Raw genomic sequence first — 15,824 nt, 5'->3', positions numbered from 1 at the left:
CTATGCCGCCGCATATAACTTGAATTCTGGAGGCCTGCGTGCCGATTAGTGTGTGGGGCTTAGCGATTGCACAAGCATTGCTGACCACTGGAAATATTTTATTGGTGGCTGTTTCGGCCTTAATTGGCAAGCAATTGGCCAGTCATCCGGCCTTGATTACCTTGCCGGTCGCGTTGCAGTTTCTTGGCCTGATTATGGCTACTTTGCCGGCTGCGCATCTGATGCACAAGATGGGGCGTAAATTTGGTTTTGTTCTTGGTAACTGCATTGGTTTGTTTGGCACTTGGGTGGCTTTACAAGGCTTAGAAGCCAACAGTTTGCTGCATTTTGCTAGTGGTACTTTTTTAATCGGCATGGCAATTGGTACTGGCCAACAGTATCGATTTGCTGCGTTGGATGTCTGCTCGGTCGAACAGCGGCCACGGGCAATCAGTATGGTAATGGCCGGTGGGGTATTAGCCGCTATTTTAGGGCCCAACTTAGCGATTTGGTCGCGCCAATGGTACGACGGTAATGCCTTTGTTGGTGCATTTTATGGGCTGTTTGTCATCTATGTGCTGGCTTTGCTGTTGATCAGCAGTTTGCCTTTAGGCGCGCCGCTCAAGCGTACAGCGCAGCAGGTCACGCGCAGCTACCGCGAGTTGTTTCAACAGCCACTATTAATTGCCGCGATGGCATCCGGTGCGATTGGTTATGCGGTGATGGTACTGTTAATGACGGCCACGCCGATTGCCATGCAGCATGATGAATTTCCTTTTAGCAACATTGCATGGGTGATTCAGTGGCATGTCTTGGGCATGTATGTGCCGTCGTTTTTCACTGGCCGCTTGATTCGCCGCTACAGCTCACGCCGCGTGATCCTCTGGGGCTGTGCGATTTTGGCGCTCTGTGTACTTGTCAATGTGCTGGGTAATAGTTACTGGCATTATTTCTTAGGTTTGCTGTTGTTGGGTGTCGGTTGGAACTTTACCTTTATTGGCGCCACGCATTTGCTGACCTTTACCTATGAGCCTGCCGAACAGGGCAAAGTGCAGGGCATCAATGAGTTTATGGTGTTCTCTGCGGCAGCGCTGGGTAGTTTATTGGCTGGGGTGGGTGTAGATAAGCTGGGCTGGGCGTGGCTCAATATTGCTTCGTTACCGCCGATTATTATTGTGGCTTGGTGGATTGCTCGATTAGCAGATCAGCGCGCGCGGGTCAGCGATAAAAGCTAAGAAGGCACTGAATAATGTTGCCTCGCCCTGACAACGTAGGTGAATATTTAGCACTTGCTTAAGGCAACCTCGCTAAGCCGTTGTTGATTAGAACGGCTTAGCGATTGTTTGTGGTTGCTGTGTTTAGGTTGCTGCAGCTTAGAGTCACTGCGGCCAGTAATAACTGTCCGGTTGTGAGCGTGCGCCGAAGATGGCTTGACCGATACGCACGATGGTCGCGCCTTCAGCAATAGCCAGCTCAAAGTCACCCGACATACCCATCGACAGCTCTTTTAGCTCCATACCCTCAGGGGCGATGGCTTGTAAGCTGTCACGCAATTCACGCAGTTGAATGAAGCAACCACGCACCGCTTCGCTGTCGTCTGAGAGCATGGCGAGGGTCATTAGGCCGCGCACACGTAAACGGGGGAACTGCCCCAGTTGTTTGATTAACTCAGGTGCGTCTTCTGGTGCAATGCCGTATTTGCTTTTTTCGCCTGAGGTATTCACTTGCACCAACACGTCTAAATAGCGGTCTTCTAATGTTAAACGCTGGTCGAGAACTTGAGCTAAACGCAGGCTGTGCAGCGCATGAAACTCAGTGGCAAAACGCGCAACGTAGCGGGCCTTGTTGGTTTGCAAATGGCCGATGATGCTCCACTGGAGGTCTGTTAGATCTTCAAGGTCTTGCCATTTTTGATAGGCTTCTTGGATTTTATTTTCACCGAGCATGCGACAGCCCGCTGCGTAGGCTAGGCGTAAAAACTCGGCGGAGTGGGTTTTGCTGACCGGTAGCAGGCGAACATCTTTAGGATCACGTCCGGCTTGCACACAGGCTTGATCAATGCGTTGGCGCACGGTGGCTAGGTTCTGACGAATGTGCTCGATGGTTTCGGCCTGTGGAAAGGTGCTGTTGTTCAAGGTGGTCTCCTATAAACACATAATAAGTCGTACTTTGCGCTCTAGTCTATCAGGCTTGGCTTAGTGTGGTGTATTGCACGCAGCGCATGTCATGGTGCGCTCATTATTTTAATGATGTTATATCAATCAGAGTGATAGTGCTGTGCGCATGCGCTGAGCTGGCTAGAATTAAAGCCTATTCCAAGCAATAAGAACTGAGGTTACCAATGAAATTATCTGGACAGGTTGCGCTTATTACCGGTGCTGCACGAGGCATTGGTCGTGCTACAGCGCTGGCGTTTGCCGAGCGTGGCATTAAGGTTGTGATTGCTGATATCAACACCGCAGGCGCTGAAGAAACCGTTAAGCTGATTACTGACGCAGGTGGCACGGCATGTTTCATTCACTGTGATGTGCGCGATGAAGAGCAGGTTAAGCAGCTGGTTGCCCGTACTGTCGAGATATACGGCAGCCTTGACTATGCCTTTAATAATGCCGGTATTGAGATGGAAAACCAGCGCGTGCATGAGGGTTCATTAAGCTCCTTTGAGATGATTATGGATGTCAACGTCAAAGGTGTTTGGTTGTGTATGAAATACCAGTTGCAGCAAATGCTGGTGCAAGGCAAGGGTGCTATTGTCAATGCAGCATCTGTTGCCGGTTTAGGTGCTGCGCCAAAAATGGCGGTGTATTCGGCGTCTAAGCATGCGGTATTGGGCTTAACTCGTTCAGCTGCAATTGAATACGCGCGTAAAAATATTCGCGTCAATGCCGTGTGTCCAGCGGTGATTGATACAGCAATGTATCAGCGCGTCTGCGAAATGGATCCAAGGATCGCACAGCGAATGCCTGAATTGCACCCAATGGGGCGAGTGGGGCGTGTTGAAGAGGTGGCGGAAACTGTTATGTACTTGTGCAGCGAAGGCGCAGGCTTTACCACTGGGCATGCTTTAGCCGTTGATGGTGGTATGACTGCTATTTAACTGAAATCCCTGCGGCTCAGTAATCATTTTACTGAGCCGCAGACAACTGCCTTATTTAGTTGCTTTCCCAATTTTGTGGCAGGTTAATAAAATCAATCATTTCGCGTAAGCGACCGAAATCGCGGTTATTAAATACAAACTCTAAACGGATCTGGTTACAGAACTCCGGCTCATTGTGGGTTTCTGCACAATAAGGTACTTGCGCATAGCCGCCATTGACACAAAGATCTGAAAATTCTTTGTGCAGCATTTCCATGGCGCCTTCGTTGAGCGGACGGTTCATGCGCATCACAAAGGTGTCACGGAACCAGCGCGTCGAGTGAAAGTTGCGGTAGAAGCGCGCAATTTCTAAACCCGCCTCATGTGGCGTGCGCACTTGGCGCATCAGGCGTAAGTCACTGGGCAAGATATAGTGCTTATCCACCAGCTCTTCACGCATAAAGGCCAATGCTCTATCCCAATAGGTGCCGCCTTCTTGATCCAGCAAAACAACAGGCACGATCGGGCTTTTGCCTGTTTGCATCAATGTCAGCACTTCCAGTGCTTCATCCAAAGTGCCAAAACCACCAGGGCAGAGCACCAATGCATCGGCTTCTTTAACAAAAAACAGCTTACGTAAAAAGAAGAAGTGGAAGGTTAGCAAGTTGCCGCTGCCGTGCACGGTCGCATTGGCGCCTTGCTCAAAGGGCAGGGCGATATTAAGGCCTAGGCTGTTTTCTAAGCCGGCACCTTCATGCGCTGCAGCCATAATCCCGCCGCCGGCACCGGTAATCACCATCAAATTATGACGTGCGAGGATCTCACCCAACTCTTTCGCTTGCTGGTACAGCGGATTTTCAGGCTCAGTACGTGCCGAACCAAATACAGTGACCTTACGGCGACGCTTAAAACGTTCCAGTAGGCTGAAAGAAGCCTCCATTTCACGCAGTGTTTTCAGCATGATTTTCGCATCCCAGCGGTTGCGATCGTCTTCGGCCATGCGCGCCACTGTTAGCATCATTTCTCGGTACAGCTCAAAGTTTTCGCTGGTAGGCGGCAGAGCCATTTGCAGCAGTTCTTCGACTTTACTGTCCAAGTCGAGGCTGCTGACTTGGTATTGACGCGCTAAATAGTTTTCATCTTCAAACGACATAGCAACTCCTTATAAAGCAATGCGATCACCCAATTCTGGAATATTGACATCCCAATCTAAGCGTTTTTTAAACTCGCTTTGCAGGATCAGCATTTTATCCAGTTCGCCGTGAATTAAATGCAACTCAGGATGATTCTCAAAGTGACTGGCCCACTCAATCAATTGTGATTGACCGGCGTGGGCAGAGAAGCCACCTAATGTGTGCACTTGTGCGCCGACCATGATGTCTTCACGGAATACACGCACGGTTTTTGCGCCATCTACAATGGCTCGACCGTTAGTGCCGCGGGCTTGGAAACCGGTAAAAATGATATGACAATCGGTGCGCCAGAGGTTGTGTTTAAAGTGGTGGATAATCCGCCCACCGTTACACATGCCGCTGCCAGCCACAATAATGGCACCGCTTTTTACTTCGTTAATCGCCATTGACTCTTGCGGGGTTGGCGTCAGTTTTAAAATAGGCAGCCAGTCATGCACAGTGTGAATATTATGCTTGATCAGCATTGCACGATGGTACTCATCAAAATCGTCACGGTGACGGTAGTAAATGTCATTGGCACGAATGGCCATGGGGCTGTCTAAGTACACTGTATGCTGCGGTAGACGCCCTTCCTGATAGAAACGGCCCAAGTGAAATAGAATGTCTTGGGTGCGGCCTACAGAAAATGCTGGAATCATAACGTTGCCGCCATCTTTTTCGGCTTGTTCTAAAATTCCAACCAGTTCATCCAAGGTGTCGTCATTGCAGCGGTGATCACGGTCACCATAGGTGGACTCAAGCAGTAAAACATCAGCATGTTTAAGAATCGCTGGTGACTTCATTAAAGGCGAACAGGTACTGCCGAGGTCGCCTGAGAACACTAGAGTGCGCACGCTGTCATTGGGCTCAGTAAACTCTAGTTTAACCACAGCAGAACCAATGATATGACCGGCATCATGGAAGGATACTTTAACCCCAGGTACAACTTGCGTCAGCACTTCATAGTCGACGAATTTGCGTTGCTTAAGGACGCGCTCAGCATCTTTGCTGACATACAATGGCTTGATGGCTTTTTTACCCCGACGCGCGCGCCAGCGGTTTTCCCATTCGGTGTCTTTTTCTTGGATATGCGCTGCATCGAGCAGCATCAGCTCCATTAATTCACAGGTTGCATCGGTTGCAAAAATAGGTCCACGAAACCCTTCGGCAACTAAACGCGGTAACATACCACTGTGATCAATATGCGCGTGGGATATCACCACCGCATCAATATGTTCAGGGTTAAAAGTAAAAGCTGATCCTTTGCTGTCGTTATCATTGTCGTCATGATTGTTGTCGTTATCTGTGCCTTGCTGCATGCCACATTCGAGTAGAATGTTTTTCTTGTCATAGGTTTCTATGAGGTAGCATGAGCCGGTAACTTGTTGAATCGCACCGAGAAAATTAAGTAATGCCATGAAATTTCCTTATGAGCTGTGTGAGTTAAGCGCGAGTTGATTGTGAATCATGATAACCTCAACACCTTGCCTACACCTTGCACCACATTTGAGTTTACGGAGTATTAATATGCATCAAATTTTGCCAAGTCAAGCTGACTTAAATGAGCATGCTAAGACTGAGCCAGCGTTTGCACAATGGCAAAAGGGCTATGGTCCTATCGAGCACAGCGCAGAAACTCAAGCTGCAGTGTACCGGCTTGCTCACCAACTTGTGCAAGCTGGAAAACAACCTAACATCTCTACTGTATACCGTATGCTAGGTGCTTTGGACAAAATTACTGCGGCGGGTATGTCTCTTGTCGTACATATGACCTATGCCAACAAGATCCACCTCGATGGCAGTCCTTTGACAGCTGAAGAATTTAAAGCTAAACCCGAAGGGCACACCGGTGGCTCATTAAATATGGTGCCAGGCTATGCCGCTTATATGGCGCTCAATGCTTTGACCGGTGAAACCCGTGGCTGGTTGATGGGCCAGGGGCACAGTGTTGCTGCGGTTGAAGCGCTCAACGTTTTACTGGGCAATATGCATCCAGAGCAACAAGAAGCCTACGGTAATGGCGAAGAAGGCATCAACCGCATGCTTGAAGATTTTTACAGCTATGCAATCAAATCTGATGGATCGATGGCCGCCCCTTTAGGCAGTCACGTGAACCCATACACTGCTGGCGGTATCAGTGAGGGGGGTATTTAGGTTTCGCTGAGCTGCAATATGCGCACATGCCGCTGCCAGGTGAGAAATTGATTGCATTTCTATCCGATGGCGCTGCAGAAGAGCAGCGCGGCAGTGATTGGATTCCACGCTGGTGGCGTGCAGAAGACTGCGGCCCAGCATTGCCGATTATGATTGCCAACGGTCGCCGCATTGAGCAGCGCACCGAGCTTGGCACCTTAGAAGGTTTAAAAGGTTTTCAACGTCATTTGCGTGGCTGTGGTTTTGACCCCATTGAGTTTGATGGCCGTGACCCTGCTGCATTTGTTTGCACCATGTGGGAAATGGAACAACGCTTAGAGCGCCGTGTACAAGAAAAGAACAGCGGTATTTTGTCCTATCCACTGCCAATTCCTTACGGCATTGCTGAGTCCACAAAGGGCTTTGGTTTTTATGGTGATGACAAAAATAGAGCGCATAACCTGCCATTGCCAGGTAATCCGCATACTGACGAGCGTTCGCGTGAGCTGTTCAACACCCATGTCAAGCCGTTGTATGTCAGCCCAGATGATATGCGCGAAGCCTTAGCCTTGTTCAACAATCACAATGATCCAGTACGGCCCTTAGAGCGCGATAATCCTCTGGCCACCCGTTATCCGAAAATACCGGTCCAGCCTGAGCTGCATTACCGTGATGATGCCTGCTCAACTATGGCGGCAATTGACCGCTATTTTGTTGACTTAGTCGCCGCCAACCCAAATTTGCGCCCACGTGTGGGTAATCCTGATGAGCTGGCCAGTAACCGTCTGACGGGCGTACTTAAAGCGCTGCGTCACCGTGTCAGTGAGCCAGAAAATGAATTAGAGGCGGTGCATGGCAAAATCATTACTGTGCTTAACGAAGAGGCAGTGGTTTCGGCCTGCTTAGCCAACCAAGCCGGTTTAAACCTCGTTGCTAGCTATGAAGCCTTCTGTGTGAAAATGCTGGGAGCTGTGCGTCAAAACTTAATTTATGCGCGCCAGCAAAAAGAAGTTGGCCGACCGGCCGGTTGGTTAGGTTGGCCGCTGGTGGCGACCTCACACACTTGGGAAAATGGCAAAAACCAACAGTCACACCAAGACACCACCTTCTGCGAAGCTTTGTTAGGTGAGATGAATGATGTTTCACGCGTGCTGTTCCCAGCAGACCACAACAGTATGCTGGCATTGCTGCCACAGATTTACAGCGCGCGCGGAATCATTGCCTGCGTGGTTGCCGCTAAACTTGAGCGTCCGGCGTACTTCAATCAAGAACAAGCAGAGCAGTTGGCGCGCGATGGTGCCATCGTGGTTAAAGAATATGAGGGCAAAGATCCGCTGTTGCTGATTGCCAATGGTAGCTACCAGCTGGAGCAAGTATTGCGTGCCGCGCAACGCTTAGAAGAGGCTGAAATGGGACACCGAGTGGTTTACATGCAAGAGCCTGGTCGTTTCCGTGCTCCGCGTGACCGCTGGGAGCTTGAGAGCTTAGCCAGTGACGAATTGGTTGAGAAACTGTTCCCTGAGCGCTTCCGTATGCGTGTATTGCTCTCACATATGCGCCCTGAAGTGATTCGTGGCCACCTGTGGACCATTTTGCCCGATGCCAACAGCACTTATGTGCTGGGCTACCGTAACCGCGGCGGTACTTTAGATGAGTTTGGTATGCAGTTTGTTAACCGCGCCTGCTGGGGCAATGTGCTGGCAGCCTGTGCGCGCTTGCAAGACTTACCGCGTACAGCTTTGCTGACCATTGAAGAAGCCGCAGCGGTCGCTGGCAAAGGCGACCCGCAGATTTTGCGTTAACGCGCATCGTGGCACAGCAATGCTGACAGACGAGACAGAGGCTTTATCACAATTTGTGGGTAAAGCCTCTGTGCATTGAATACAACGCACGCATATACAGCAACTATTTAGCACGCCCGTGTTGGGCGGCCTCAGTACAGCGCATAATGCATAAGAGGATTAAACATGGCCGGTTTGATTTTCCCATGGCGCGCCGGTAACTACTTTCAATTATTGATTGATGGCCCCGCTTTTTTTGAAGACTGGCTGGCGCGTATAGCTGCTGCCGAACGGCAGATTGATATAGAGCTTTACTTGGTGCACAGCGGTAACAGCGCTGATCGCGTGGAAGTCGCTTTGATGGCGGCGGTACAGCGTGGTGTGCGCGTGCGCTGCTTATTTGATGGCTTTGGTAGTCGAGGCTTCAGGCACGAGCAGCGCCGCCGCTGGATGGCTGCGGGCATTGAGCTGCGTATTTACAACCCATTGCGCTGGACCCGTGGCCTACAAAACTTCTACCGTGATCACCGCAAGCTGCTGATTATTGATCAGCAGGTGGCCTATGTTGGTGGTGCGGGTTTAACCGATCAGTTTTGGCAGCCTGATGCGCCAACCAGCTTATGGCATGAGGTGATGGTACGTGTGCAGGGCCCCGTTGTCGGTGACTGGCAAAATATGTTTGATAGCCAGTGGAGCAGCTGCATTGCACGTTTTTTCTGGAAGCAAAATAATAGTCCAAAGCAAGAGCCGACACAGGACAGTCCACCATTGCCCTTTTCTAATATCGGCAAGGGCCGTGTTGCTTACGCTGCTTCGACACAACACCGGAATATTCAAAAATCATTGCTGCGCGCCATTAAGGGCGCACACCAGAGCGTTTGGCTTGCAACCCCTTACTTTTTACCAACGTGGGCGATTCGTCGCGCCTTGCGTAAAGCTGCGGTGCGCGGAATTGATGTGCGCTTATTACTGACGGGTCGCCATACTGATTTACCACCCGTGCGTTGGGCTGGGCAGCGCTATTACCCCGCACTATTGCGCAAAGGTGTGCGTATTTTTGAATACCAACCGCGTTTTCTGCACTTGAAAATGGTCATGGTGGATGACTGGGTTAGCATCGGCTCTTGTAACTTTGACCACTGGAATTTACGTTTTAATTTAGAAGCCAACTTAGAAGCACGTGACACCGGCTTGCTTGAGCAAGTGGCACGCAGCTTTGAAGCGGACTTTCTTGAAAGCCTTGAAATCACCGATGAGGTTTGGCGACAGCGGCCATTGATCCAGCGTTTCCGCCAACGCTTGTGGGGTTGGATGGATCGACTGGTAATTAACTTTTTGGATATGAGGAAGTAAGTGCGCACAGGCTTATCGACTCATGCATACTGTTTTACTTAACGTTTTACTCAGCCATAGCGTCTTCATTGATTTTCTCTTGAGCAGTCACTGCCGAGCGCATTGAGAGAACGCTAAAAAGCAGCTAGCCTTTTGTTTTATTTGAATAAGACCACAGCAGACTTAGGCCTGCAGGAGCATTTGCATCATCACCGATCACTCCATAACCATTATTGTCACGCTACACGCCTTATTGGTTTTGACCTTTACCGTTCGCATTTTGCTGCGCGATGATCTGTCACCGCCGGGGCGCTTGGCATGGTTTGTTGTCTTAAACCTATTCCCTTACTTTGGCAGCATTACCTATTTTCTGTTTGGTGAGATTGATATTGGCAACCGTGCAGTCAAACGTCATGATGAGATATTTGATGAGATCAGCGCCAAGGCATCGCAGTTTATGGGCGAGCGCAGTACTAACGACACCTTGATTAAACGAGTGTACCGCCCCGCATTTCAATACGCAGGCTCCATTAATGGCTTTCATACAACAGGCGGCAACAGCGCACAACTGTTGGCAGATGCTGATGAAACGCTGGCCCGTATGGTCGCCGATATTGATGCCGCCACCGACCACGTCCACGTGCTGTATTACATTTGGCAGCGCGACCATACCGGCACAGCAATTGTTGAGGCATTGATTCGAGCCGCACGCAGAGGCGTGACCTGCCGCGCTATGGCCGACGGCCTGGGCTCGCGTGGATTAATCAAATCTGAGCTATGGACACGCATGGAAGAAGCCGGTGTTCAGCTTGCCATTGCCTTGCCGTTCAACAACATCATCCATACGATAATCACCAGCCGTTTTGATTTACGTAATCACCGCAAAATCACCGTAATTGATGCGCGCGTCACCTATTGCGGCAGTCAAAACTGTGCCGATGCTGAGTTTTTGGTGAAAGAAAAATACGGCCCATGGATCGACATTATGCTGCGCTTTGAGGGGCCGGTAGTGGCGCAGAACCAACTGCTATTTGCCAGCGATTGGATGCAGGCTACCGGCGAGTCCCTTGATGAGATTCCATTGTTTGAGGTTGAACCTGCTGCAGACGGCTTTGCTGCGCTAGTGATGGGTGTTGGTCCAACTGAGCGCCGCGGCGCCACACCACAGTTATTCTCTAACTTATTTGCCTGCACCGAATACAGGCTAACCCTGACCACGCCGTATTTTGTCCCCGATGCCACCGTTGTCGAAGCACTATGCGCCGCCGCGCACCGTGGTGTCGCTGTCACTTTGATTTTCCCCAAGGTCAACGACAGCTGGATTGTTGCCGCCGCCAGCCGCAGTTATTACCGTAAGTTGCTCGATGCCGGTTGCGTGATTTATGAACACAGAGAGGGCCTGCTGCACTCCAAAACCCTAACCATGGATGGCAAAGTCAGCCTGATTGGCTCATCCAACCTGGATCTGCGCAGTTTTGACCTGAACTATGAAAACAATATCTTGCTGCAAGATGAAACCATCACTCAAGCCATCAGCGAACGCCAGCAGGAATACATCGAGCAGTCCGACCAAGTGCTGCTGCCCTCCGTGTTGGCTTGGCGCTATTATCGCAGAGTGTGGCATAACGTTATCGCAACGATTGGGCCGGTGTTGTAGAAGGTGGTGCCTGTGCTGATAAAATTATGGTGTGCACATGCTGGTTTTATCTCATATTTAAATATTGAGCTTATGAGCGTGTGTAAAGGATCAGTATTCGTTAAAAAACTTCTGCCTAAAGAAAGCATAGCCAGACCTGAAAATTGATGAGCTTTAATGCTACTGACTAACTTGGTGAATAAAGCTCAAGTCTAGGGGGCCCATACAGTACATCTTGCTTGGGGGTATAGGATGAGTGCTGTTTTATATTTAAATGCAAATAGATCTTAAAGGAAACACTGAACAAACCCCAAGCGGGCTGCAGCCTTTGGTAAAATAGTCCAATCCGTAATTAGTATCGAGTCCACAGTCATGCAAATCACTTTCGCCGAAGCCGAGTTCGTCAGCAAAAAGAAGCAAACCCGTAGGGATCGACTGTTGATGGACCTGGAAACTCTGGTGCCTTGGTCTGTTCTGGAATCAGTGATTGAGCCGTACTATCCGAAATCTGACGGCAAACGAGGTCGTCCGACTATGGGGCTTTCTCGCATGTTACGTATGTACATCCTACAGCAGGTCATGGGGTTTTCCGATGAAGGAACTGAGGATGCCGTTTATGACAGCGCAGCAATTCAGCTGTTTATGGATATTGATCTTGGGCGTGATGCCGTGCCGGATGCGACCACTTTGTTGCGTTTTCGTCGTCTGCTGGAAACTCACAGCTTGACTCAACAAATTTTTGCTGCGGTCAATTACCAACTGGCGAGCAAGGGCTTGTACCTCAAGGAAGGCACGGTGGTTGACGCTACAATTATTGCCGCACCACCTTCCACCAAGAATAAGAGTAAAAGCCGTGATCCGCAAATGCGCTCCACTAAGAAAGGCAATCAGTATTACTTTGGCATGAAAGCTCACATCGGTGTTGATGCGGCTAGCGGTTTGGTGCACACACTGGTCACCACTGCGGCCAACGTGCACGACGTGAACCAAGCTCATGCTTTGCTACACGGCGAGGAACAGCAGGTATACGGTGATTCTGGTTATCTGGGGGCTGACAAACGGGAAGAAAATAAGGATAAAGATGTGGAGTGGGTGGTAGCCATGCGCCATGGAAAGCGTCGAAAGCTGCGCGATAGCGGCACAGAAGAAGGTCAACTGGCTGACAAAATCGAAAAATTAAAGAGCCGGATACGCGCCAAGGTTGAGCATCCCTTTTACTGGGTCAAAGTGCACTTTGGTCACCGCAAGACTCGCTACCGTGGCTTGGCGAAAAACACAGCCCATCTCTATAGCCTGTTTGCCTTGGCAAACCTGTTCTTGTCGAAGCGATGTATGCCGTTGGCGGGATAAATCCGCCTAAAAACCGGTAAGCTGCCGGTAAAAGCAGCAAAAACGGGTAAAACTGCTGATAAAAAGGTTATTTATGGCCCTGAAGTTGAAATTTAAGAGCTGAATTTTAAATCCGCATGGATTGGCTGGTTTGATTGGTTTTATTCAGCGTTTCCTAAAGTTTCATATGATATATCTACATATTTTCAAATACAGCTCATAGATAAACCAGAACTGTATTTGAAGGCTGTCTAGGCTAGACCAATAAAAAATCATTGCTCTGTATAGTTTGTGCTACTTACAACTGGCAAAGGTTTTAAGCTGGTCGTTGTGCTTTCCGGTAGTTTATACATTGCGCCTGTAGCGGGATCAACAATAAGCATGCCAATCAACCCACCAAATATTAAGTTAGCCCAGTACCATCCATCTACTGATGTGTCTAGGGTTGCTATTTTGGGCTGATAATTCTCTTTAATATAGGTTACTTGATAGCGTTCACCACTAAAGTATGATGATCCTGATTTAAGTGTTACTTGTTCAGGTGTAACGCCAGAGTGAACCATGTCTCCTTTCTTGTTTACAATATCGTATCCAGCGCCAGCTGGTGTTGAGTTGATTCTAACTGGATAGTTAGATTCACTAACAATGCTTGCACAGCCAGCTGTTGCAGTAATAATGATAATGGTTGATGCATAACGAAGTGTTTTTATGAACATAACGATCCCTGTTGAGTAATTGAAGTGATATTGCAAATACTGGATTGTATTTTTAGGGTGCGATAATACATGAATAAATCAGATTTGTTATTATTTTTTGTGGCTTTATGTCTTCGACTTTGACAGTAAGAGACAATAAACAGTAGTTGTGTCAAGAGGATTGTTTGAATAAGGGTATATTGTTTGCAGTTACTTGATTTCAGGCTCCTCCGCAACCTTTAAAAGTGGCACAGGCACAACCGCATAAGCCTTGCTTTTGTTGTTACCTTTCCGCGCAAAATACTGCGCCAAGCGCAAATCAATCAGCTCTTGAAAGTAGCTGGCAAAGGCATCTTGCAGCTCTGGCGCTACGCTAAAATTCAGTGCGAAGGTGTCGCCTTGTTCGATAAACCAAGCTTGGCTGCTGCTTTTATCTTGCTTGCAGGAGAAGTTGATTGGGTTTTTGCGCCAATAGGACAGCCACGTTTTGCTATCAGCGCTGACTGTTTGCATGTTGGCGGGCAGTTCATTGTGCATATCATCTGGGCGGTGTTCCAGTAAGCGGCGGCTGCGTTGAGCCAGTTGTGCTGTATTAACCGGCCCATGTACACCACCCAGCTCCAGAAACGCTTGATACAAAAAGCCTTTAAAACTTTTGGTCATGTTGGTAATTTCGATGCCCTGCGAGAAAAACTCGCCATGTGCGGCTAACAGCTGTTGCAGCTTTACATCGTCTTCTTGCGCTGCGACTAGATCCAGCCAGCTACCGGCTTGTTTTCGCACTTTTGCTAAATCAAAGCCTTTATGAAAAAACTCAGTAGCAGTGGGGCGGTGGCCTAACTCATCGCGCAGCTGTTGATAATCTTCTGCGGCGCTCTTGCCTATTTGTCGAGCCAGTTTTTCCCAAAAATCAACCAGTTCAGGGGCGAAGTTAATAAAGCAGCCATTTGCTAATTCAATTGGCTTGTTTTGTTTGAGCGTTCTCAGCAAGGTGGTGCGGTTTTTCTCCGCTAGCAGTGCCGCTGGACTGTTTAAGAAGGACTGGTGATTGCCTAAAAAATCCAACACCACCACATGGGTTTTCTGTGTGTTTTCGGACAATCGCAAGCCGCGTCCTAATTGCTGCAAGAATATAATTTTTGATTCGGTGGGGCGCAGCATCAGTACGGTATCTAATGCAGGTAAGTCAGTGCCTTCGTTAAACATATCGACTGAGAAAATAACATCCAGCTGACCATCGGCAAGTTGTTGCAATGCCGCGTGGCGGGTTAAGTTTGAGCCTGCATAGACAGCACCAGCACGCACCCCCTGTTGTTGAAAATACTCGCTCATATAGTCGGCATGGCGCTGTGAAATACAAAAGCCAAGCGTGCGGCTTTGCTTGTGTTTAAGCCAGTTTTGATAAATATGCCGAGCGCGCTTTTGTGTGGCGAAAGCAAATTCGATTTTATCCGGATCAAAGCGGCCACTGCGCCAAGGGATTTCCTGATAGTTCACAAACTCATCATAGATACCGTAGTAATGAATCGGAGCCAGCAGTTGCTCGTTGATGCCATGCACGAGGTTACGTTCAAACACCAGATTGTTATCACACAGCGTCAGGATGTCGGCTTGGTCTGTGCGCTCTGGTGTTGCGGTCAGACCTAATAAAAAGCGTGGATTGAAGTGCTGCAAAATACTGCGATAGCTGGGTGCACTGGCATGATGAAACTCATCAACAATGACGTAATCAAAATGCTCGCTGCTAAAGTGTTTTAGTGCTTCGGGCTTGCCCAAACTTTGCACCGAAGCAAAGATAAAATGAGCGCTGCTCTCTTTTAATGCGCCTTGAAATAAACCTGTACGCGCATTGTGGTGAACGCGGTTAAATACCGCTTGCGCTTGCAGCAGAATTTCTTCGCGATGGGCGACAAATAACACGCGTTTTGCGCCCGTCTGTAATGCATCAAACGCAGCCAGCCAAGTTTTGCCCATGCCGGTTGCTAGTACTACCAAGCCTCGCGAAAAGCCTTCAGCGCGGGTATTGCGTAGCGCTTGCAGTGCTTCGAGTTGCACGCTGTTAGGGCAGGCTTCTTCTAGTGCTTCATCCACAAAGCCGGTCAGCGACTGCAGCAAAGGAATATGCTTTTGCCGACGCACGCTGTAGGCATCAATCCAATCAGCGGTCAGACTTAGGCTGCACGGGTCATCAAGCAGTTGTGCAAAGGCTTCACGTATCTTGACAAACTCTAGAGCGGCTTCTGAGTTTTGCGGTGGTAGCCAATCATGCCGCCAAGACCATTCGTAGGCATCGCTGAGCGCGGTGCGACTGATATTATTTGAGCCAATAAATGCACAGCCTTTAGTGGTTTTGGCGCCTTTGTTTTGTGTAAAAATATAGGTTTTCAAATGAAAGCTGGTGCGTGCTTTGCATTCGAAAATACAGATCTGTGCACCACGCTCAGCCAGCATTAATAGTTGACGCAGTGCTTGCGGGTGGGTGATATCTAAATAATCTGATGTTAGCAAACGAATACGTGCGCCGCTGTTGAGTGCTTCTAACAATGGATCAAACAGCAGCGCCAACCCAGACGGTTGAATAAATGAAACAGCAATTTCAATGTCAGTCGCTTGGTAAATCGCCTCTAACAACTTGGGTAACAATGGGTCGCGCCGTGTGCCGACGGTGAGGCGAGGGCTGTTAACTAACAT

General features: G+C 49.1%; 10 protein-coding genes and 1 pseudogene. 6 read left to right on the top strand and 5 right to left on the bottom strand.

Annotation, left to right across the window (positions count from 1 at the left end):
• The first annotated feature begins 38 nt into the window (after positions 1-38).
• The gene (locus tag FXF61_RS07395) at positions 39-1,214 is read left to right on the top strand and encodes an MFS transporter (protein WP_151184665.1); all 1,176 of its coding nucleotides are present in this window, start codon (positions 39-41) and stop codon (positions 1,212-1,214) included.
• Between the two features lie 144 nt (positions 1,215-1,358).
• Here the strand turns inward: FXF61_RS07395 and FXF61_RS07390 are convergent, their stop codons facing one another.
• The gene (locus tag FXF61_RS07390; RefSeq protein ID WP_151184664.1) at positions 1,359-2,114 is read right to left on the bottom strand and encodes a YggS family pyridoxal phosphate-dependent enzyme; all 756 of its coding nucleotides are present in this window, start codon (positions 2,112-2,114) and stop codon (positions 1,359-1,361) included.
• A gap of 206 nt (positions 2,115-2,320) precedes the next feature.
• Here FXF61_RS07390 and FXF61_RS07385 point away from each other — a divergent pair, with 206 nt between their 5' ends.
• Positions 2,321-3,076 carry an SDR family oxidoreductase gene (locus FXF61_RS07385; RefSeq protein WP_151184663.1) on the top strand — a complete coding sequence of 252 codons (756 nt, stop codon included), beginning with the start codon at positions 2,321-2,323 and terminating at the stop codon, positions 3,074-3,076.
• 55 nt (positions 3,077-3,131) lie between these two features.
• Here the strand turns inward: FXF61_RS07385 and FXF61_RS07380 are convergent, their stop codons facing one another.
• A complete protein-coding gene (locus tag FXF61_RS07380) occupies positions 3,132-4,208 on the bottom strand; it encodes an LOG family protein (RefSeq protein ID WP_151184662.1) in 1,077 nt (358 codons plus the stop codon).
• 9 nt (positions 4,209-4,217) lie between these two features.
• On the bottom strand, positions 4,218-5,645 hold the full coding sequence (locus tag FXF61_RS07375) for an MBL fold metallo-hydrolase RNA specificity domain-containing protein (protein WP_151184661.1): 1,428 nt from the start codon (positions 5,643-5,645) through the stop codon (positions 4,218-4,220).
• A 109-nt stretch (positions 5,646-5,754) separates the two neighbouring features.
• On the opposite strand from FXF61_RS07375, the pseudogene FXF61_RS07370 reads away from it, so the two are divergent.
• The 4 genes and pseudogenes from FXF61_RS07370 (at position 5,755) to FXF61_RS07355 (ending at position 12,459) form a co-directional block, all read left to right on the top strand.
• A pseudogene (locus FXF61_RS07370) lies at positions 5,755-8,162 on the top strand (xylulose 5-phosphate 3-epimerase).
• A 165-nt stretch (positions 8,163-8,327) separates the two neighbouring features.
• Positions 8,328-9,494 carry a phosphatidylserine/phosphatidylglycerophosphate/cardiolipin synthase family protein gene (locus tag FXF61_RS07365; protein ID WP_151184660.1) on the top strand — a complete coding sequence of 389 codons (1,167 nt, stop codon included), beginning with the start codon at positions 8,328-8,330 and terminating at the stop codon, positions 9,492-9,494.
• Between the two features lie 178 nt (positions 9,495-9,672).
• Complete coding sequence (gene cls / locus FXF61_RS07360) at positions 9,673-11,130, top strand: cardiolipin synthase (RefSeq protein WP_306108668.1); 1,458 nt, start codon at positions 9,673-9,675, stop codon at positions 11,128-11,130.
• Positions 11,131-11,481: 351 nt separating this feature from the next.
• A complete protein-coding gene (locus FXF61_RS07355; protein WP_151183574.1) occupies positions 11,482-12,459 on the top strand; it encodes an IS5 family transposase in 978 nt (325 codons plus the stop codon).
• Positions 12,460-12,710: 251 nt separating this feature from the next.
• Here the strand turns inward: FXF61_RS07355 and FXF61_RS07350 are convergent, their stop codons facing one another.
• Positions 12,711-13,154, bottom strand: a complete 444-nt coding sequence (locus FXF61_RS07350) for a hypothetical protein (RefSeq protein ID WP_151184658.1) — start codon at positions 13,152-13,154, stop codon at positions 12,711-12,713.
• 189 nt (positions 13,155-13,343) lie between these two features.
• Positions 13,344-15,824 carry a DEAD/DEAH box helicase family protein gene (locus FXF61_RS07345; RefSeq protein WP_151184657.1) on the bottom strand — a complete coding sequence of 827 codons (2,481 nt, stop codon included), beginning with the start codon at positions 15,822-15,824 and terminating at the stop codon, positions 13,344-13,346.

Origin of the sequence: Pseudomonas sp. C27(2019) (genome assembly GCF_008807395.1) — a bacterium.
In the GTDB taxonomy this organism is placed as follows: domain Bacteria; phylum Pseudomonadota; class Gammaproteobacteria; order Pseudomonadales; family Pseudomonadaceae; genus Denitrificimonas.
The sequence above is the reverse complement of the archived record's forward strand: the minus strand, read 5'-3'. Positions and strand labels throughout refer to the sequence as shown.

Coding starts and splice junctions, on each gene's coding strand:
- FXF61_RS07385 (WP_151184663.1), top strand. CDS start 2,321: ATGAAATTATCTGGACAGGTTGCGCTTATTACCGGTGCTGCACGAGGC.
- FXF61_RS07380 (WP_151184662.1), bottom strand. CDS start 4,208: ATGTCGTTTGAAGATGAAAACTATTTAGCGCGTCAATACCAAGTCAGC.
- FXF61_RS07375 (WP_151184661.1), bottom strand. CDS start 5,645: ATGGCATTACTTAATTTTCTCGGTGCGATTCAACAAGTTACCGGCTCA.
- FXF61_RS07365 (WP_151184660.1), top strand. CDS start 8,328: ATGGCCGGTTTGATTTTCCCATGGCGCGCCGGTAACTACTTTCAATTA.
- FXF61_RS07355 (WP_151183574.1), top strand. CDS start 11,482: ATGCAAATCACTTTCGCCGAAGCCGAGTTCGTCAGCAAAAAGAAGCAA.
- FXF61_RS07350 (WP_151184658.1), bottom strand. CDS start 13,154: ATGTTCATAAAAACACTTCGTTATGCATCAACCATTATCATTATTACT.
- FXF61_RS07345 (WP_151184657.1), bottom strand. CDS start 15,824: ATGTTAGTTAACAGCCCTCGCCTCACCGTCGGCACACGGCGCGACCCA.